Origin of the sequence: Antarctobacter sp. (assembly GCF_048262615.1) — a bacterium.
In the GTDB taxonomy this organism is placed as follows: Bacteria; Pseudomonadota; Alphaproteobacteria; order Rhodobacterales; family Rhodobacteraceae; genus Antarctobacter.
Window position 1 is genome coordinate 1 of the sequence record NZ_JBLXFB010000019.1, and the last position, 18,980, is coordinate 18,980.

The following is an 18,980-nucleotide window of genomic DNA, read 5'->3' on the forward strand; positions in this document are numbered from 1 at the left end:
TCAACCAACCCGATCAGCAGGTGCAACGAGTAGCTTAAATTACGCCAGATCCTGTCCAGCAGATGGGGAGTAGCTCAATTCCGAACTTGGCGAGCAGAACTCTGCTAAGCAGCGCCCGTAGCACTGCGCCTGCAGCCGTGAGCAGGACAAAGGTGGTAGACATCTATACATCTCCGAGATGGTTTCTTTGTATAGATGCTTGTTTCTGCTCAGTTTTCCCCAAGGAGCCACAAGAGGCTCCTCTACACAGCCATCACCAGAGCCCGTAAAGAGGTCGCCTTCTACGCCATGAAGGGTCACTGCGAGCAAGCGCGTGGAGCAGAGGTCATTCCCCTGTTTCCGGAGAATAAGAGCATCCAGAACGGTAGACCGCAGGGCAGCGATCTGTCGTCCGCAGCATAAGTCAACCAGACGACCTTCTTAACCTTCCCCCGTCCGGGCATCCTCCAGGGTGTTCGGGCGGGGGCTTATCCCCTACTTTTTTCTTGGCCACCCTCTCTTGTCCCTTTGCCGACCAGAGCCACGGAGAAGCCCTCAGGTCAGCACGCCAGCAACCGGCAGGATGAGACTACAAGGAAGGGAAAGCCCCCAGAAATGCCCCACTCTGAGCGCGTGACGGAGTAAGTCGAAGAAAGGAATCGAAAGGCTGGGATTCCTACCACCCCAGCCAGTTTTTCCAGATTGTGACCTTCGCCGAAGAATGGGGCCGATCCGCTCCGGCCTGATGGCTCGACCGGGCAAAACCGGCATCCGGGGCCAGCAGCGTGAGCGCGGAGGCCTTCAAACGCGCGTTTGATTGACAGGTATTGGCACCGCGGCGGTCTCGCTTCTAGACTGCGGGCTGACGAACACGGGACGGCACGGTTATGGCCAACTGGTATTCGGCCGACCTGCATTTCGGCCATCATCGCATCATCGACTTCTGCAAGCGCCCCTTCGCCTCGACGACCGAGATGAACGGGGTCCTGATCGCGAACTTTCAGGCCTGCGTCGGTCATGACGACGACCTCTGGATACTGGGCGATTTCGCCTTTGGCCACGCCGAGGACACGGTGCAGTTCGAGAACTGGTTTCACAGCCTCCCCGGCCGCAAACACCTGATCATCGGCAACCACGACGACGAAGCGGTGATCTCGCTGCCCTGGGCCAGCACCGAGTACATGGCCGAGATCAAGGACGGCGACCAGAACCTTGTGCTGTGCCACTATCCGATGCTCACCTGGAACGGTGCGCGCAGCGGTGCCTTACAGGTGTTCGGTCACGTCCATGACCAATGGTCCGGTTCCCGCAACAGCGTGAACGTCGGCGTCGATCAGTGGGGCTTTCGGCCAGTGCAGATCACAGACATCGTCAGGCGTGCCGCCAAGCTGCCGGTGAACAAACACTGGCACGACGTAGAGCCGGGAAACGACCTTGTCTAGACGCCGCTGTTGCGGCTTTGGCGCGCAGCGGACAAGCAATTTTATCATGAATTCAAAGTGATAGATGGGTGTCGCTCCGCGACGTGGACCGCCGGGATCGCCAAGCGATGAGTGTGCCTTTGGGATGCCGCCGGGGCAGACCGGAAGGCACATCGGCACGGGCCGTGCGCCTTCCGGTGCGGTACGAATGGCAGCGGGCCGGTCACCCAAAAGCAGGGTTGGGCAAGCGCGGCGATGCGGTCGCCAAAGGACCGGATCGTTCTTGCCAGAACCGGGTGTCGCAGGGGCGCGCGGCGTATTGCAGGTGGGTCATGGTGTGGGTGCGCTCGGCAGTGCGGGCGGCCAGTGCCTCATAGACCAGGGCCGCGTCCGGGTCGCCAGAGAGGACATCCGCAGCGGCCTGACCCGCAAAGAACCCACCCGACAGCGCGTTGAACAGCCCCTGTGAGGCAATCGGATCAAAGGCCGCCGCCGCGTCGCCGGTGGCCAGCCAGCCAGTGCCGGACATCCTGTCGAGCAGCGCGTTGCGGCAGTCCATCACACCCATGGGTCGAGACAGGGACTTTAGCGAAATCAGCTCCATTGTGTCCGCCGCCTGCGCCAGAAACGCCGGGGTCGCGGCGTTGATCGCCTTGGCGGTCGCCGCGCTGGTGACAAAGCCGATGGTGCGGCCCGCGCCATAAGGCACGGCGTACCACCAGCCTTGGCCCATAGCCTCGGCCTGCATCTGCGCCGGGCCGGTGCGTTGCGCGCTGTGCCACAGGACCGCGACAAGGTCGGTGTCCTGCAACAGGGTTGCACCTTGCCGCCGCGCGACCGCCGCGGGCCGCCCGGTTGCGTCGATCAGGTAGCGGGCGTGCAGGGCCTGTGCGCCCGCCGCGCCCGTGGCCTCGACCCGCCAGCCGTCGTCCGTTTGGTGATGGGCGGTGATCCGGGCCTGAAGCACCGGAATGCCCAGCCGGTTTGCGCGGTCCAGCATCGCCTGCGACAGGGCCTGCCGGTCTAGGCCCCAGCCGTGAAACCCCAGACCGGGCACCCCGTCATGGGCCTGTGTCCGTGCGGCCCCCCACCGGCTGACGACATCCTCGATCCGCAAGGCCGACGTGAGGACATGCGCCAGCCCCAGACGGCCCATGATGTCAAACGCGCCGTGGGCCAAAAGCTCACCGCGTTGCGATGAAACACCGCCGGTGCTGTCCACAACCACAGCGTCGACGCCGCGTTCGGCCAAGGCGATCGCGGCGGCAAGCCCGGAGGGCCCACCGCCCGCGACCAGAACATCGCTCACCTAGACCTCGCCACGGCCAAAGCGGCGGTCGGTCGGCTGTGCGACTTCCGTGCGCTCCTCGACGGCCAGACGTCGGACCTTGGCCGCCAGCACCTCTTCTTCGAGGGTCAGGTTGATCACGTCCTGCGCCAGCTTGAGGCTGGGATCGTTTCTGGAAAAGCTGGGCGCGCGGCCGGTTTCGACAAAGCAGGGATCGGGCAGGCCAGAGCCCTCGGGCGGGGTATGCGCCTCGACCAGTCCGGTCATCCACCACTTGTGAACCATATTGTCGATCCGCTCGGCATAGCCGGTGCCTTGAAGATCGCGCAGCCAGAAACGCCGGTTGCTGAAATGCCGTTGCACCTGAAGCGGGGCCAGTCCCGGCGTGGTCGCGATGGTGTAGGCCTCGATCGGCATGACCTGATTGGGCACCCGCGCGCCCCAGAAACTGGGCGAACTGAGATAGCGGCTGGGCGTGTAGACAAGGCCGGAATTGCACGACGCCTCATCGGTTTGCCACGGCACCCCCATCCAGCGGGTCAGGCTGCCCGCCCCTGTCGGCCCCCAAGGGCCATCATAGGCCAGCGCCTGTTCGCGGGTGAGTTTCGGGCCATAGTCCTGACGCACCGGCTCTCCCTCGGGCAGGGGGCGCAGCCGGTACGGCATGTCCGGGTTCCACATCGAGGCCAGCCGCATCGGCCATGTCAGTTCGATCCCCGGATGGAACGGCCCGCCTAGGCATTCGTGCAGCGCGGCGCGGTCAAGCTCTCTGGGGCGATCCTGTTCCGGGATGTCATGAAAGGCGGGGATCGGCGGAATGCCCTGCCAATCCGACTGGAACCGGCCATCCGCCCAGTTTTGCAGGTGCCGGTACTGGGTCTGGGTCAGAAACAGATCCTCACGCGCGGGGTTCACCAGCTTGCCGTCTGGGAACCTGTCGCCATAGGTGTCGCCGTAAAAGGGCGGCAGGGCCGCCGGGTCCAGCGCTTGGGTAAAGCTGTCGCGGAACAGGTTGAAAACGCTCCGGCGAAAGACCTCGCCCTCGGGCGTCGGGTCACACAGCAGCGAGATCACCTTTGGGTCGCGGGCATCCAGCGGCGTGCCCTGTCCCGCCAACAGCAGGATGCCCTCGTTGACCCACTGATGCCCCGTCATCCGGTCAAAGACCGGCCAGATGTCGCGGGTAAAGCGGGTGTCGGCGGGCGGCTCCAGCATCCCCTCGCGGAAAAACAGGTCGCGGACCACGTCGTCCATGGTGACAACGCTGAACAGGCCGGGGCCGAAATTGGGCGGCGCCACAACGACATGGGCCGGGGTGGCCTCAAAGTCCTGCCCGCCGATGGTGACGGTGGCCCGCACCGGCCCGTCGCAGGTGTCATCATGCCAGCCCTGATTGTTGGCGAAGGTGACGGGTTTGGTGCCGGGCACGATGGGTTCGGATTTGCCGCGCCCGCCAAAGAACATCAGCCGCCCGGCGTCATCGGTCCGAAGCTCACCCAGATAGATCGGCTTGCCGAAGAAGGTGCCGTCATCGAACGGCTCGGCCTGTGCGTTGCAGCCCGAGACCTGTCGCGCGGTTGGCCGGATGCTGAGTCTTTCGCGGTCGTCGCCGTCGAAATTGGCGTTGCGCTGCGGCGGCTCGAACACCTGTTCGGGGGGCAGGTCCATGCAGTGCTGGAACTCATACCAACCGGCCTTGAGGTTCGCCACCTCGACGCGCCAGTTGATGTCGGCCTCTTTGGCGGTGATCTCACGCACCTCGCCGGTTGTCAGGGTGGCGTAGATCCGGAACCGCGCCACCTGCCGCTTGATATGGCCATTTGCGTCGCGATAGCCGTCCGGGTCTTTCGGGGTTTCGCCGATCACTTCGGGCGCAAAGAAATAGCCATCCTCGGAATTGCCGATGCGCGCGATGCCGATCGCGGGGTGAATGGCGATGCTGTCAATCTGGTCGGGGGTCATGGGGCGGCTCCTAATCGGGGGATGGAAAAAAACGCGAACAATGCGGGCGGTTGTCAGACCTGAACTCAAACCTGTCTCTGCAACCTAGGCGAGAATTTGCGCACAGTCACCCAAAATTGGACGGCATTTGCAACAGGGGACTGGCGGTGTTTCTTGGGGCCTCACGTTGTGTCGAGCGGTTCCGGCGCCGGATGGCGGCTCGCCGCGCGCCGCGCCCAGAACGGGCTGTCTGACCAGCGTTGTTCCTGAGCGTAAATGCGTGTTCTTGCTTGCAGATAGTCCTGCACCCCGCGTGCCACGCTATCGGCATAGGCCTGCATTTTTGTCCGGTCCTGCGCGATATAGGCATCGGCGGCCTGAATTGCGGACCACAGGGCGGTGGTCATCCCGTGGGACGACAGCGGATCAAAGGCGGCAGAGGCGTCCCCAATCGCCACCCATCCGGGCCCGATGGCGGGGGCAAGCCATGTGCTGTTGCAGGCGATCCGGCGGGCCGCGCCGCTGATCCGGTAACCGTAATCAGACAGAAAAGCCGATATGGCCTGCGTTTGCCGGGCATAGCGGCTGAGGTCGGAGGTCGCGAAGCCGGGCAAATCCGCATCCGAATAGAAATTCACCACCGCTCGCCGGTCCGCCAGAACGGACAGGTACCACCAGCCGCGCGCCTCGGCCTCGATCAGGGTGACGGGTCTGGGCGTGCTCTGGGCCGGGCAGGTGAACAACGCATATTGGCAGGTCAGCCTGTCGGCCTGAAACCGGGGGGCGAATTTGGAGGCGACAACTGCCTTGCGCCCGGTGGCGTCGAACACGAACTGCGCCGTCACGGTCCGGTCGCCAAGGATCAAGTCCCAGGCATCCCCCGAGATGCGGACATCCACCACCGCGCCGTCGACCCGCTCTGCGCCCGCCGTGACGGCCTGCGTTGCAAGGGCACCCTCAAAGGCGGTCCGGTCCAGAACGGTTGGCGGGCCTTCAAGCTGCACAATGGCGTTGCGCTCGACCAGCAGGTCGCTGCCCCATGCGGAATAGGTGCCGTGGGCATGGCGGTGGACCTCGGCGCGCAGCAGCGCGTCCGAGGCCAGTTCCTTTAGCAGGGGCAGGGCAGCGGCGCTGAGATGCTCACCGGGTTTGAAACCGGTGTACGGCGTGCCGGTAATCCACAGCGGCGACGCGCCGCCCTGCGCCAGACGCAGGGCCGCCGACGCCCCGGCGATCCCGCCGCCAAGGACGGCGACCCGGTGGATCAATTCGGCAGCATCCCCTGATCGGGGGTCCACCTGAATCGCGTCTCCATGTTGTCAGCATGGCCTTGTTCCACAAAGACATCGCCATTGGGCGAGGGCATCCGCACGACAAACCCCATGCGCTGCCAGAGCGTGATCATATTGGTGATCCCGTCCCAATAGCTGCCATTGGCGTGATAGCCGATGCCGGCGACGCCGCGCGACCAACTAACCCGGTTGGCAAAGAACTTTTCGCGCTCTGCCTCTGACAGCGTGTCATCCATGCCCGCGGTGTAATAGGCCTCTGGCAGCACATCGATGGGCAAAAGGGCGGGCCACCAGACGGCGGTCGGATAGTTCTGCTGCATCAGGACCTGCTGACAGCTGAAGGCGTCGCATTGCCACGGCAGACCCATCCATCGGGTGAGATCGCCCGCCATTTGTGGCCCAAGGGGCGGCGGCGTGCCGTCAAACCCGTTAAAGGCAATCTCGGGCGTCAGCAGGCGGCCAAGGTTCTGGTTCAGGCTGGGGCGGTCGCCGTGGGCGATGCGGAACGGCTCTGCCTCGGGGTTGGTGTTGCGGGCATACATTTCCTTGAGCCGCAGGTAATAGGTCAGTTCCACGCCGGGGTGAAAGGCCCCGCCCGAACAGGGTTCAAGCGCGGCCTGAGTCAGCGCGCCGGGTTGGAGGTCCAGCGGGATGTCCTCAAAGCTGTCGAACTCTGAAGTGACGTCTTCGGCAACCTGTCCGTCGTAGTCGTTGAAGAATGCGCCGGAGGCCCATGCCTCCAGATAGGCATATTGCAGCTTGGGGAACTGGAACCATTGCAGCGGGCTGCCGTCGTAGTTCACCCCGTCGCCCAGCATGTAGGGGATCTTGAGCCGTTCTTCGAGATAGGCATCCGCGCCCAGATTGTAGGGATCGCGGAAGAGGGCGAATATCTGCTGCCGGAATTCCGCGTTGGCGGGATCGGGATCGGCCAGCCGCGCCACATAGTCCGGGTCGCCCAGATCGCCGATGGCCAGCCATCCCTGACGCAGGTTGGCGGCCTGTGTGACCCATTCCATCAGGGCCACGCGGCGGAATGTCGGGTAGATGTATTTCATGAACGACAGCGGCAGGTCGGGCGGCTGCAACCAGCCCTGTTCGACGTTCATGTCCTGAATCACGTCATACAGCGTGGTGATCGGCGGGATCTCAGGCGCAAAGTTCGGCCCCACGCAGGCCACCCACGCGGGCTCGGCCTCAAACACCTGATCGCCGATGGCCACCGAAGCGGTCACCGGGCCATCGCACCAGTCGTCATGCCATGCGTTGTTGTCGGCAAAGCTGGTGATCGCGGCCCCGCTGGGAGAGTTGGACACGCCGTCCGGTGGCACCACCAGCAGGCGGCCCGCGTCATCGGTGCGCAACTGCCCAAGGCCGACCTGTATCGCATCGGGCTGTCCGCCCCAGAAGGTGCCTTCAAACGCATAGGCGGCGTCCGTGCCGTCCGGATTGGCGTTGAGACCGGATATGTCCAGACGGCGACCGTCGATCATCAGGTTTTCTTCGCGGTCGGCGTCCGTGACAAAATACTGGTTGCGCTTCTGCGAGGGCAATCCGGGGGCCAGATCGCCATTGTCGAGCGGGTTGTTGAACCCGTACCAGCCGGCCTTGGTGTTCGCCAGATGCACGCCCCAAGTGATGCCGTCGCCGGTGATCTCGCCGATCACCCGGTTGTCGGCGTCAAAGCCGTAGACGCGGAAACGCTGGACCTGTTTCTTGATCTGTTCCAGCCCGTCCTTGAAGCCGCCTTCGCCGGGGTCGGCGGGCAGGCCCGGCACCTCGGGGGCGTAGAACCATTTGGCCGATCCGCCGACCCGGCTGATCCCAAGCGCCGGGTAGATCCGCACCTTGGCGACAGCCGCACCGGAGGGGGCGATTTCATAGGTTTCCTGCGGGGTCACATTCGCCCGCGCGGGCCAGGGCGCCCCCGCAATCAGCGCAGCGCTGGACGCCATGGCTAGAAATTGACGGCGCGACGTTGGCGGGATCTGATCTGACATTTTGGCCTCAATTTCGATGTGCAATGAACCTGAGGGCAAGCTTTCCCGCAAAGCGGGACTCAGTCAACCATGGATTGCATCTTTGGGTTGCGTTGTTGGCATTGCGGGAAATCGCAATAGGCCGTCGCAATGCAAAGTGATCAGGGGACGGCGGGTTGCCCCAGATCAAGGGGGCTCGGCGATCAGGACGTTTGTGCGAACGTGTCGGCCTAGGCTGTCTCACGCAGAAAGCCCGCGGCAACCACGCCAGCGGCGGCCCCCAAGAGGTGGGATTCCCAACTGACGCCGGGCTGGCCGGGCAACACGCCCCAGATCATTGTGCCGTAACCCAACGTGACACCGACAGCGGCCAGGATCGGGACGGGACGCCGCTCTACCACGCCACGGGCCACGAGAAAGCCGAACCAGCCAAAGATCAGCCCCGATGCGCCCACATGGATCGCTGTCTGGCCAAAGAGCCACACCCCCAGCCCGCCCAGTGCCACGATTATGACCGTGGCCGCCAGCGCCACATGCCGGGCCGTCACCGCAAGCAAGCCACCAAGCAGCACCAAGGGAACGGTGTTCGCGGCGGCATGTCCCACAGAGCCATGCAAAAGGGGCATGAACACAATCCCATCCAGCCCGCCCAGACTGCGTGGCCGCAGCCCAAGCATCCCGTTGAGCGCATAGCCCGTGATCAGATTGACCACCTCAACCCCCCAGATCACGCCCAACAGCACGATCAGCCACCTGAAACGTTCGAATGCCAACTTGCTTCCCCGGCTGGACACGTCCCGACCTGCCTAGCACACCCCCTGACTGCAACGAAGGCACTGTGTGGCGCAGGCGGCTTGCGGCAAGAGATTGAGACTTGGCAGTCCGGACCGGCGGGGCATGCGGCGGTCTGTCGGATGGGTGTCCCTGACGGGGCGCGGACAGGGACGCCCGCAGATGGCCTTGATGATGTGACTGCCCCGCATGGCCTCATTCTGGGGGGCGATAGCCGATCACAATGGACCGCCGTGGTGGAGGTGATCAGGGGCGGCGGCAATTTGGCGGCAACGGCGTCGCGGGCTCAGCCTCTCTGCCAGCCCGCCTGGAACTCTATGTCAGAGGTCCCGGCAAGGTTTGCCACCCGCTCCAGCTCGGCGATCAGTCCGGATGTGCGCGCCTTGCCCATCCGCACGCCCGCTTCTGGCCAGAAGGCCAGAACCTGCAAGACCTTGCCGCGGCGCTTGGCATCTATGCGGCCGATCACGCGATCACCCTGCATCACCGGAAACACGTAATAGCCATATCGGCGCTTGGGTTCCGGCACAAAAATCTCGATGCGGTAATGAAACCCGAACAGCCGTTCGGCGCGGGCGCGGTCCCGCAGGGCCGGATCGAAGGGTGACAAGAGCCGGACACGGGATGACGGGTCGGGCAATGACGCGGTCTGGTCAAGGATGGCCTCGGTCGTGAAACTGGCCCGCCGGGTTCCGTCGGCCAGTTTGATGTCCACCTCGATGATCCGACCGGAGGTCAGCGCCGCTGCGCACCACTGCCTTGCCTCGTCACGGGTCACGATGTCAAAGAAGGCGGCGAGTTCCCCACTGGTGCCAAAGCCCAGCCGGGTCAGAGCCTCTGACATGGCCCAGTCCACGGTTTCGGCATCGTCCATCCGGGCGTTCAGACGCTCTGCCGGGATCACGCGGTCGCTGAGATCGTAGAATTTCCGGAACCCCTCGCGGTGGCAGATCGCTAGGCGGCCAGAGCGCCACAGGAATTCCAGCGCCGTCTTGGAGGGATGCCAGTCCCACCACCCGGCAGAGCCCTTTTTTTCATGCGTGCCCACATCCTGCGAGCAGGTCGGCCCGTTGTCCGCGACGTGCCGAAGCACGGTATCGACTTCGGCGACCCAGCCGTCGCGCCGCCCCTGTGACCAGCGCGCCTGCATGTGCGCCTCGTCCCGCGCGAACTTGAGCCGCCACATCGGATAGCTTGGCATCGGGATGATCGCCGCGTCGTGGGTCCAGTGTTCAAAGGCCGTCCGGTGCCGCGCAACCAGATGGTCCAGCGCCTTTGGCCGGTATTGCCCACGCCGGGACCACAGGATCAGGTCATGCGCGCGGGCCAGCGTGTTGACGCTGTCGACCTGAACAAAGCCAAGGCCATGCAGAACATGATCAAGGTCGCCGCCCTTGCCGGGTCCTGATCCGGGCCGCAGCAACAGATGGCGGTCCAGAAACAGGCGGCGGGCGGTTTGGTTATCCAGCAAGGGGCGATTCATAGGGGCACCATATCGTGTATGCGCTGCCCGGACAGGTACAATTTGCACACGGCCGAGACCTGTCCGCTGCCGGTCCTCCGATTTGTTCGAGTGACTGTGGATTGGGTTCGGGTTGTCCGGTTGCCCGACCGGCGCGCCCGCGAAGTCATCGCCGCTTGGGTGCTCGGCTTCAACACCGCGCGGCCCCATTCGGCGCTCGGGGGGCAGCCCCCCGCCAGCGGGATCAGGCCGCCCGCTGGAGAAATTCAACCCCTAGGACATTGCCGCCAGCGCCTGCGCGTGCAGGGCGGGATTGGCGGCCGCGATCACGCGCCCGTCCGAATGCAGCCCCAGCGCCGTGCCGGTCCAATCGGTGATGACGCCGCCTGCGCCCTCGATCACCGGGACCAGCGCCATGTAGTCATAGGGGTGCAGATCCATCTCCAGCACCAGATCCACATGGCCCGACGCCAGCAGCCCGTAAGCATAGCAATCGCCGCCAAAGCGGCGCATGCCGACCTGCGCGGACAGCGACTCAAACGCCGCGCGGCCTGCGGTGTCGAAGGTGTCCGGCGTGGTGGTGTACAGCGTCGCCTCTGCCAACCGGCTGCGCTTGCTGGTGCGGCACGGCAGCCCGTTCAGGGTTGAGCGCTGGCCGCGCACCCCGACCCAGCGTTCCGCCATCGGCGGGATCGAAATGATGCCGATGTCCGGCGCGCCATTGGCCAGACAGGCAATCAGCGTGCCAAAGGTCGGCATCCCGGAGACAAAGCTTTTGGTGCCGTCAATCGGGTCCAGCACCCAGACATGCGCCGCGTCCAGACGGGCGTTTTCATGCTCTTCGCCAAAGACACCATGCGCCGGAAACCGCTGTGTGATCCTATCGCGCATGGCGGTCTCAATGGCGCGGTCGGCCTGCGTCACCGGGGACAGGTCATCCTTTGTTTCAACATCCAGAGGCTTGCGGAAATAGGTCATCGCCATTGCGTCGGTCACATCGGCAAGGTCACCCGCGAACTGCGCCAGCAGTGCAGTCTCATGTGATGCCTCAGGGCTCTGCATGATTTTTCCTCATATGTCGGGGCTGGCACAACAAGACAGTGCGCTGTCAAAAATAAACATTAGACAAAGCGCACAAAAGTGCAAGACTGCACAAATAACCCCAAGCCCGTGCAGCGCGGGCGCGGCAATCAGAACGGGCCCCGGCGAGGGCCCGCACCGATCCGGGCGGGCAACGGGTCGGGAACGCGTGGAGCAACAAGGAGAGATGACATGACGAGTTTGACCAAACTTACGGCGGCGACATTGGCCACCCTGGGCCTGTCGGCCACGGCCTATGCGGATGAGCTGACCGTCTATACCGCGCTCGAAGAAGAAGAGATTGCGGCCTATGTCGAGGCAGCGCAAAAGGCGATGCCCGACACGGAAATCAACGTGCTGCGCCTGTCCACCGGCAAGCTGGGCGCGCGTCTGCTGGCCGAGGCGGGCAACCCGCAGGCCGACGTGATCTGGGGCTGGGCTGTCAGCGCGATGATGGACCCGCAGATCCTCGAGATGCTGGAACCCTATGCGGCGGCCGGTGTCGATGTCCTGCCTGCCACCTTCCGCGACGAGGGCGGCAAATGGTTTGCGCCAATCGGCTACATGGGTGCCTTTTGCGTGAACACCGCCCGGCTGGAGGAAAAAGGTCTTCCGATGCCGACAAGCTGGAAAGACCTTGAGAACCCGGCTTTTGAGGGCGAGGTGCTGATGCCCGATCCGAACTCTTCCGGCACCGGTTATCTGCACGTCAACGCCGTCTTGCAGACCCTTGGCGCAGAGGCCGGTTGGGCGCAGCTTGAGGCGGTCGATCCGAACATGGCGCAATACACGTCGTCGGGGTCCAAGCCCTGCAAATCGGCGCGTGTCGGTGAATACACCGTCGGGATCTCGCTGGCCTTTACCGCGATGCAGTCTGTCGCCGAGGGCTATCCGCTGGCGATGGTCTTTCCCGAAGGCGGCGTCGGCTATGAGCTGGAGGCCTCAGGCCTGATGAGCAGCTCGGACAACAAGGACGCGGCAAAGGCGTTTCTGGATTGGACCATGTCGGATGAGGCCATCGGGCTTTATCAGCAATACAAGGCGCTGATCACCGTGCCGGGTGTCGATGCCTCCAAGGCCGCCGAGGACGCGGGCCTGCCGGCGGACATTTCGACAATCCTTGCCAAGATCGACTTTGTCGAAGCGGCTGAGAACCAGACCGCCGTCAAGGCGACCTGGAAGGAAAAGCTGGGCCGCTGACCGAACCACCGGCGGCGCAGGCTGCCAGTCCTTGCGCGCGGGCCGCCAACGGGCCCGCGCCTCACCTTATAAAAGACATCGCCCCCATGTATCTGACTGTCCGCGACGCGACCAAAACCTATGGCACCTTCACCGCGCTGGACCGCGTGTCGATAGACATCGAACAGGGTGAATTTGTGTGTCTGCTGGGGCCATCGGGCTGCGGAAAGACCACGCTGTTGCGGTTGATCGCGGGGCTGACAGACCTCAACGGCGGGGACATCCTGCTGGAGGGCGAGACCCTGACCGACCTGCCCGCGCGCAAGCGGGGCTTTGGCATCGTGTTTCAGTCCTACTCGCTGTTTCCCAACATGACGGTGGCCGAAAACGTCGGCTACGGGCTGAAGATCCGCGGCATCCCGCAGCCTGATATCGCCCGCCGCGTCACCGAACTGCTGGATCTGGTCAAGCTGCCGCAGGTGGCCGACAGCTTCCCCGGCCAGCTTTCCGGCGGCCAGCAACAGCGCATCGCCTTGGCGCGGGCCATTGCCGTCGATCCGCGCGTTCTGCTGCTGGATGAACCACTGTCGGCGCTGGACGCCAAGGTGCGCGCCGACCTGCGGGCAGAGATCCGCCATGTTCAACGCTCGCTTGGTATCCCCACATTGATGGTGACACACGATCAGGAAGAGGCGCTGGCGCTGGCGGACAAGATCATCTGCATGAACCACGGGATCGTGGTGCAGGCCGGAACGCCCGAGGATCTGTATCACCGCCCCAAGACCCGCTTTGTTGCCGAGTTCATGGGGATCAGCAACATGCTGACCACCGACGTGATCCGGCGAAGCTTTCCACATTTGCTGGACACGCAGCCCGGCAGCACCGGTGACGGGCTTGTCGCCTGCATTCGCCCTGAACAGATCAGCGTGGCCCCGGCGCAGGACGGCCCCGCAACGGTGCGCAGCATCAGCTTTCTGGGCAACCTGCGGCGGCTGGAGATCGACAGCGAGGCCGGGCCGCTGGTGGTGGAAACCCACGGCACCAACCCCTGTCGCGAGGGCGACCGCGTCACCCTGACCATCGCGCCCGAGGCCTGCACATGGCTGGCGGATGACATCGTTGCCCGTCCCATGGCAGAGATGCCCGCATGAGCGTCGCGAATACGACACCCGCCTCCGATCGCCCGCGGTTTGACGCGGACCGGCTGCTTGTCGCGGTCTGTGTCGGGCTGCCCTTGCTGGGGCTGATCCTGTTTTTCCTCTATCCAATGGTCATTGTCTTCCTGCGCTCTGTCACCGTCGGCGACGGCTATGGGTTTGGCAATTACACGCAGGTTCTGGGCTCTGTCGGCTTCTGGCGGGCGACATGGCATTCGCTGCTCATGGGCGGGGCCACCACGGCGCTGAGCGTCTTTCTGGGCTTTATCATCGCGCATGGCCTGCACCGCTGCGCTTTTCGCGGCAAATGGCTGATCCGCGGTATCATCATCTTGCCGCTGCTTGCGCCCTCATTGGTGCAGGCGCTGGGCCTGATTTTTCTGCTGGGGCGCAACGGCGTGATCAGCCGGGCGCTTGGGGTCGAGATAGAGATTTACGGCTTTACCGGGTTGCTGATTGCCAACACCCTCTACGCCCTGCCGCAGGCGGTGATGATCATCGGCGCGGCGCTGGTGCTGCTGGACGCGCGCGTCTATGAGGCGGCCGAGGTTCTGGGTGCCGCGCCCTCGCGCCAGTTTCGCGACCTGACGCTGCCTGCTGCCCGCTTTGGCATCCTGAACGCGGGTTTTGTCTGCTTTACCATCACGATCACCGATTTCGGCAACGCGGCGGTGATCGGCGGTGATTATTCCGTTCTGGCGACAGAGATCTATTCGCAGGTCGTCGGGCAGAGGAATTTCAATATGGGCGCGGTTGTGGGGATCATGCTGCTTTTGCCCACCGTGATCTCATACGCGATCGAACGGCAGGCGATGAAGCGGCAGCAGACCGGGCAGAGCGCCGGGCAGGTGCTGTACCGGCCCAGCTTTGCGCCGCTGCGCGACACGCTGATGGCCGGGCTGTCACTGTTGATCTGCGCGGGCATCGTCGCGGTGATCGGCATTGTGGTCTACGCCAGCTTTGTTACCCTCTGGCCCTACAACATGTCCCTGTCGACCAAGCACTACGACATCACGCTGGCCGGTGGCTATTCGTCGCTCTGGATGACCATTGTCATCTCACTGATGGCGGCGACGGGCGGCACGCTGGCGCTGTTTCTGCTGGGTCTGGGATTGCGCCGCCTGCCGCGCGGGGTGGCGCAGCCGATCCAGATGCTGGCCGCCATGCCCGCCGCTGTGCCGGGCATGGTTCTGGGGCTTGCCTATATCCTGACGTTCAATTCGACCGCGACGCCGCTGTACCTGCTGTATGGCACCGCGGCGCTGATCGCGATTGTCAACTTTTACCACTACCACACGCAGGGTTTTCTGACGCTGATGACCGGCTTTCGACAACTGCCCCCCGCGCTGGAGGAGGCGGCTGGCAGTCTGGGGGCCGGGCTGCGCCGCAGCGCCCTTGATATCGTCGCGCCGTTCATTGCGCCCATGCTGGTCGCGGTGTTCTTTTTCCTGTTCATGCGGTCGATGGTTACGCTGTCGGCAGTCGTCTTCCTGACCACCCCCAAGCTGAGCGTCGCCGCCGTCACCATCATGCGACTGGACGATGCCGGGCTGACCTCACAGGCGGCGGCCTTTTCCACCTGTGTCATGGCGGTGGTCTGTCTGGCGCTTTTGATCATGAAGGGGATGATGCTGGTTATGGGGCAGCGGCGCGGCCCCAGGGGCGCGTCCTGATGTGGGCGCAGGAACGGCACCAGCGGATCCTGTCGATGCTGGCCGCCAGCCGACAGGTCAGCGCCAATGACCTTGCAGAGATGTTGAACGTCTCGAGAGAGACGGTGCGGCGCGACTTGCTGGATCTTGAGAAGACCGGGCAGGTGAACCGGGTGCACGGCGGCGCGGTCCTGCCGGAACCGCGCACCGAAGAGCCGTTTCGCCAGCGCATGACTGTCCAGCTGCGCGCCAAGTCGGAAATCGCGCGCAAGGCCGCCGGGCTGATCCAGCCGGGCCAGACGATCCTTGTGGATGCGGGCACCACCACGGCCATTTTCGCCCGTGAACTGGCAAAACTGTCGGGCGTGACGGTGATCACCAATTCGCTGGACGTGGCCACCACGCTACAGGGCGCCGGCAAGGAGGTGCTGTTGCTGGGCGGGCGGATGCTGGCCGATGTGCCGGCCACCGTCGGAGAGCTGACCCTGTCAGAGATCCGCCGGTTCAGCGTCGATCTGTGTTTCTCCGCCCCGGTGGCGGTGCACCCGGTCAAAGGCGCGTTCTTTTACGACCTGCAAGAGGCTGAAATTGCGATTGCCATGGCCGCGCAGGCGCAACGGTCCGTTATTCTGGCGGATCAAAGCAAGTTGGGCGAAACCAGCCGCGTCCGGTCATGGGAACCCGCCGAGATTGGCAGCCTTGTCACCAACAGGGCCGCCACGGCAGAGCAGATCGCCGCCTTTCGTGAGGCCGGGGTCAGCGTCATGGCCTGACGGCACTGGCGCGGGCGGTGTGACACCGTGGGGCCGGATTGGCCCGAAATTCCGCCTCGGCGATCTGACGCACATGGCGCACGGCCAAAGCCACCTTCTCTTGCGGCCCGCCGTCTAGGGAGATGCCCGTGTCGTGGAGCAATTGCATGATTTCATCATACAGGCCCTTCATATCAGCCCCCATGGGTGTTGTTCCAAAATGACTGCACCCATGGCTATGACGAGAGTGTGAACCGAAGATTAACTTCCCACAGGGAAGGCGGGTACTGGCGTCTCTGGGTGTTGCGGTTGCGCATCGGTTTCGGGGGGCTGGGCAGAGACGCAGGCCTGCATCTGCAACCCCAAGGCACGCAGCGACTGGGCTGTGGCGTAAAACCCTTGGGCTTCGCATTGCTCTGCGGCATTTCTGGTGCGTTGGATGAGATCCTCGGGCATCGTTGCTCTACCTTCCCGTTTCCAGTTTTATTCAAACTGACGCGGGTCGGTTAACGAGACTTTAACACACGTCCCCACTGGCTTGGCGCGCGCAAGATCTTGCTCACGGGTCTGCCGTCAGGCGGCGATCCGCCCGCGAACGGACGACCGCCATGATCCTGCGCAGACAGAGTCCCTAAAGAGGCTAGGCAGCCCCCGCACTGGCGTTCAGGGCGATCGTCGCCTCCAGCATGACAGGCGCATTTCGCGGCAAGCGGCTGACGCCAAGGACCGTCCTGGGGTGGCGTCCAGATGGGCCAAGCCGGGCAATAATCGTCTCTGATGCGGCATCCGCCACGGTCGAGATGTCAAACCCGTCATCCCCGACCGCCACATAGACCTGCAAGCGCAGCACACGATCTACCGTTTCCTCGGGCAGCCGTTCCGCTTGTAGCCAGGCAAGCACCTGCCCGGCGGCAAGGCGTGCGCTTTCGCAGGCGGTGTCCATGTCGATGTCTTCGCCGCACCGACCGGCCGCGTAGATGGTCCTGCGGTCGGTCTTGGGGATCTGGCTGGCCAACAACAGCACGCGCCCGTGCCGGGCCGCCATCAGATATTGATACTCGGTCCCGATCGGGTCCGGCAGGACATTGTTCTGGGTCATCAAGACACACTTTCCTTTACGCGTAGGACACGACGCTGAAGGCCATAGACGCCGATCAGCAGGAGCAGGCCAGCCAATGAGGTCCAGATACCGGGATGCACCATCATCACCGCCGTCAGGATCAAGCCGCCGCGCGCCAGCCACGACAGCGACGCGCCGAACAGCCAGCCGATCACAACCGCCGACAGCGCGCCCACCGCCACCACCGACCGGCCCAGCGTATAGACAAGATCGACAGAAGCCTCGGGCGTCAGCAAAACGGTATTGGACACAAACATGAAGGGGACGATGTAGATGGGCAGGCCGATCAGGAACGCGGTCCAGCCCACGCGGCTTGCCTTTTCGCCCGCGATGGGCGCGGCGGCATAGGCCGCCACCGCAAGGGGCGGCGTGATCTGCCCCAATACCGCGTAATAAAACACGAACATATGCGCGGCCAGCGGGTCAGCGCCCAGCTTGATCAGCGCGGGCGCCACCAGCGTGGCCTGCACGATATAGGCCGCCGTCGTCGGCATCCCCATGCCAAAGATGAACGCGGCGATCATGGCAAGAACCAGCGCCATGTCCAGCGATCCGCCCGCAAAGCCGGTCACAACAGAACTGAACTTGAACCCCAGCCCCGAAATCTGGACGATGCCGACGATTATCCCGGCAGAGGCACAGGCGACGGCCACCACGGCCGCCCCTTCGACCCCCAGCCGGATTCCGGCCACCACCTGCCGCCAACTGACAAAGGTGGAGGGCCGCAGATAGGGCACGGCCAACCCGGCCAAGACCCCGAAAAACGCGCTGTAACCCGGCGAATAGCCTTGCAGCATCAGCGTCACCAGCAGGACAACCGGCAAAAGAAAGGTCCATCCGCTGGCCAGCACCTTGCGGGTCGAACCGGCCTCGGCCTTGTCCAGCGGTTTCAGGTCCAGCTTCAAAGAGGCCAGATGCACCGCCAACAGCAGCGCGACATAAAACAGCACCGCAGGCAACAGCGCGGCGGCGACCACCTCGAGATAGGGAATGCCAAGGATCGCGGCCATCAGAAAGGCGGCGGCCCCCATGATCGGCGGCGTGATCTGCCCGCCGGTGGACGCAATCGCCTCAACCGCGCCGGCGAACCGGCGGGGATAGCCCAGTTTCAGCATCATAGGGATGGTCAGCGATCCGGTTGTGGCCACATTGGCCACCGAACTGCCCGACATCATCCCCATGAGGCCACTGGCCACCACGGCGATCTTGGCAGGCCCGCCACGGGTTTGCCCGGTCATCGCGCGGGTGATGGTGATAAAGAAATCACCTCCACCGGCCACCTGCAAAACCGCGCCGAACATGACGAAAAGAAAGATGTATTCCGCCGACACGCCAAGCGCGGTGCCAAAGACACCCTCAAAGCTGAAATACATCTGATCGACAAATTCGCTTAGCCCGACGCCACCGTGGGCCAGCGGGCGCAGCCAACTGACAAAACGCAGGTCCGGCCCGACAAAGGCGTAGGCGATAAAGATCAGGCACAGCCAGACAATCGCCATGCCCAAGGCGCGGCGCGTCGCCTCCAGTATGACGACCAGCGCACCGATCGCCACAAACACCTCGACCGGCGTGGCGTCCTGTGTCCAGGGCGGGCGGACCACGATGGACGGCTCAAACACCACCGCGTAGCCCAGCGTGACAACCGTCAGCGCGCCCAGAAGAACATCAAACGCGGCCCCTATCCGGTTGCGGGCCGCAGGCATCAGCAACAGGATCACCACCACCGCCAAAAGCGCATGGACCGCCCGCAGCACAAGGTTTGGCGCAAGCCAGAACGGCGAGGCCGCGGCAAGGTGAAAGGCGGCCATGGCCAGCGCCAGAACGGTGATTGCCCCGTCCCGACGCCGTGACCCCATGTCTTGCCCTGCCACGGTCTCTGTCATGGC

At 64.0% G+C, this 18,980-nt stretch carries 15 protein-coding genes and 1 pseudogene; 6 read left to right on the forward strand and 10 right to left on the reverse strand.

What is annotated here, in order from left to right:
* Window positions 1–866: 866 nt before the first annotated feature.
* Entirely contained in the window at window positions 867–1,421 is a 555-nt protein-coding gene (locus ACN0S5_RS17675) for a metallophosphoesterase (protein ID WP_417210065.1), read from the forward strand.
* Window positions 1,422–1,623: 202 nt separating this feature from the next.
* Here ACN0S5_RS17675 and ACN0S5_RS17680 read toward each other — a convergent pair whose 3' ends face one another.
* The 6 genes from ACN0S5_RS17680 to ACN0S5_RS17705 all read right to left on the reverse strand — a co-directional run bounded on the left by ACN0S5_RS17680 (window position 1,624) and on the right by ACN0S5_RS17705 (window position 10,175).
* Window positions 1,624–2,709 (reverse strand): NAD(P)/FAD-dependent oxidoreductase, encoded by a 1,086-nt coding sequence (locus ACN0S5_RS17680; RefSeq protein WP_417210066.1) that lies wholly within the window; start codon window positions 2,707–2,709, stop codon window positions 1,624–1,626.
* A complete protein-coding gene (locus ACN0S5_RS17685; RefSeq protein ID WP_417210067.1) occupies window positions 2,710–4,650 on the reverse strand; it encodes a LodA/GoxA family CTQ-dependent oxidase in 1,941 nt (646 codons plus the stop codon). It lies immediately after the preceding gene.
* A 161-nt stretch (window positions 4,651–4,811) separates the two neighbouring features.
* Complete coding sequence (gene goxB, locus ACN0S5_RS17690; protein WP_417210068.1) at window positions 4,812–5,927, reverse strand: glycine oxidase maturase GoxB; 1,116 nt, start codon at window positions 5,925–5,927, stop codon at window positions 4,812–4,814.
* Window positions 5,894–7,921, reverse strand: coding sequence for a CTQ-dependent glycine oxidase GoxA (gene goxA / locus ACN0S5_RS17695; protein WP_417210069.1), 2,028 nt, complete (start codon window positions 7,919–7,921; stop codon window positions 5,894–5,896). Before goxA ends, goxB begins: the two co-directional genes overlap by 34 nt.
* A 209-nt stretch (window positions 7,922–8,130) precedes the next feature.
* A complete protein-coding gene (locus ACN0S5_RS17700; protein WP_417210070.1) occupies window positions 8,131–8,673 on the reverse strand; it encodes a rhomboid family intramembrane serine protease in 543 nt (180 codons plus the stop codon).
* A gap of 305 nt (window positions 8,674–8,978) precedes the next feature.
* Window positions 8,979–10,175, reverse strand: coding sequence for a winged helix-turn-helix domain-containing protein (locus tag ACN0S5_RS17705; protein ID WP_417210071.1), 1,197 nt, complete (start codon window positions 10,173–10,175; stop codon window positions 8,979–8,981).
* 18 nt (window positions 10,176–10,193) lie between these two features.
* Here ACN0S5_RS17705 and ACN0S5_RS17710 point away from each other — a divergent pair.
* Window positions 10,194–10,376: pseudogene (locus ACN0S5_RS17710) on the forward strand (integrase core domain-containing protein); the annotation flags it as partial.
* Between the two features lie 51 nt (window positions 10,377–10,427).
* Here the strand turns inward: ACN0S5_RS17710 and hisN are convergent.
* Window positions 10,428–11,216, reverse strand: a complete 789-nt coding sequence (gene hisN / locus ACN0S5_RS17715) for a histidinol-phosphatase (protein ID WP_417210072.1) — start codon at window positions 11,214–11,216, stop codon at window positions 10,428–10,430.
* Window positions 11,217–11,426: 210 nt separating this feature from the next.
* Between hisN and ACN0S5_RS17720 the strand changes: the two genes are divergently transcribed.
* The 4 genes from ACN0S5_RS17720 to ACN0S5_RS17735 all read left to right on the forward strand — a co-directional run bounded on the left by ACN0S5_RS17720 (window position 11,427) and on the right by ACN0S5_RS17735 (window position 15,995).
* The gene (locus ACN0S5_RS17720; protein WP_417210073.1) at window positions 11,427–12,434 is read left to right on the forward strand and encodes an ABC transporter substrate-binding protein; all 1,008 of its coding nucleotides are present in this window, start codon (window positions 11,427–11,429) and stop codon (window positions 12,432–12,434) included.
* 86 nt (window positions 12,435–12,520) lie between these two features.
* A complete protein-coding gene (locus ACN0S5_RS17725; RefSeq protein WP_417210074.1) occupies window positions 12,521–13,564 on the forward strand; it encodes an ABC transporter ATP-binding protein in 1,044 nt (347 codons plus the stop codon).
* Entirely contained in the window at window positions 13,561–15,243 is a 1,683-nt protein-coding gene (locus ACN0S5_RS17730) for an ABC transporter permease subunit (RefSeq protein ID WP_417210075.1), read from the forward strand. Before ACN0S5_RS17725 ends, ACN0S5_RS17730 begins: the two co-directional genes overlap by 4 nt.
* The gene (locus ACN0S5_RS17735) at window positions 15,243–15,995 is read left to right on the forward strand and encodes a DeoR/GlpR family DNA-binding transcription regulator (RefSeq protein WP_417210076.1); all 753 of its coding nucleotides are present in this window, start codon (window positions 15,243–15,245) and stop codon (window positions 15,993–15,995) included. The genes ACN0S5_RS17730 and ACN0S5_RS17735 overlap by 1 nt, the downstream gene beginning before the upstream one ends.
* Here ACN0S5_RS17735 and ACN0S5_RS17740 read toward each other — a convergent pair.
* The 3 genes from ACN0S5_RS17740 to ACN0S5_RS17750 all read right to left on the reverse strand — a co-directional run bounded on the left by ACN0S5_RS17740 (window position 15,985) and on the right by ACN0S5_RS17750 (window position 18,977).
* Window positions 15,985–16,179, reverse strand: coding sequence for a hypothetical protein (locus ACN0S5_RS17740; protein ID WP_417210077.1), 195 nt, complete (start codon window positions 16,177–16,179; stop codon window positions 15,985–15,987). The genes ACN0S5_RS17735 and ACN0S5_RS17740 overlap by 11 nt on opposite strands.
* A 435-nt stretch (window positions 16,180–16,614) precedes the next feature.
* The gene (locus tag ACN0S5_RS17745) at window positions 16,615–17,073 is read right to left on the reverse strand and encodes a RidA family protein (RefSeq protein ID WP_417210078.1); all 459 of its coding nucleotides are present in this window, start codon (window positions 17,071–17,073) and stop codon (window positions 16,615–16,617) included.
* Window positions 17,073–18,977 (reverse strand): TRAP transporter permease, encoded by a 1,905-nt coding sequence (locus tag ACN0S5_RS17750; RefSeq protein WP_417210079.1) that lies wholly within the window; start codon window positions 18,975–18,977, stop codon window positions 17,073–17,075. Before ACN0S5_RS17750 ends, ACN0S5_RS17745 begins: the two co-directional genes overlap by 1 nt.
* Between the last annotated feature and the right edge of the window lie 3 nt (window positions 18,978–18,980).

Coding starts and splice junctions, on each gene's coding strand:
- ACN0S5_RS17675 (WP_417210065.1), top strand. CDS start 867: ATGGCCAACTGGTATTCGGCCGACCTGCATTTCGGCCATCATCGCATC.
- ACN0S5_RS17685 (WP_417210067.1), bottom strand. CDS start 4,650: ATGACCCCCGACCAGATTGACAGCATCGCCATTCACCCCGCGATCGGC.
- goxA (WP_417210069.1), bottom strand. CDS start 7,921: ATGTCAGATCAGATCCCGCCAACGTCGCGCCGTCAATTTCTAGCCATG.
- ACN0S5_RS17705 (WP_417210071.1), bottom strand. CDS start 10,175: ATGAATCGCCCCTTGCTGGATAACCAAACCGCCCGCCGCCTGTTTCTG.
- hisN (WP_417210072.1), bottom strand. CDS start 11,216: ATGCAGAGCCCTGAGGCATCACATGAGACTGCACTGCTGGCGCAGTTC.
- ACN0S5_RS17720 (WP_417210073.1), top strand. CDS start 11,427: ATGACGAGTTTGACCAAACTTACGGCGGCGACATTGGCCACCCTGGGC.
- ACN0S5_RS17725 (WP_417210074.1), top strand. CDS start 12,521: ATGTATCTGACTGTCCGCGACGCGACCAAAACCTATGGCACCTTCACC.
- ACN0S5_RS17730 (WP_417210075.1), top strand. CDS start 13,561: ATGAGCGTCGCGAATACGACACCCGCCTCCGATCGCCCGCGGTTTGAC.
- ACN0S5_RS17735 (WP_417210076.1), top strand. CDS start 15,243: ATGTGGGCGCAGGAACGGCACCAGCGGATCCTGTCGATGCTGGCCGCC.
- ACN0S5_RS17740 (WP_417210077.1), bottom strand. CDS start 16,179: ATGGGGGCTGATATGAAGGGCCTGTATGATGAAATCATGCAATTGCTC.
- ACN0S5_RS17745 (WP_417210078.1), bottom strand. CDS start 17,073: ATGACCCAGAACAATGTCCTGCCGGACCCGATCGGGACCGAGTATCAA.
- ACN0S5_RS17750 (WP_417210079.1), bottom strand. CDS start 18,977: ATGACAGAGACCGTGGCAGGGCAAGACATGGGGTCACGGCGTCGGGAC.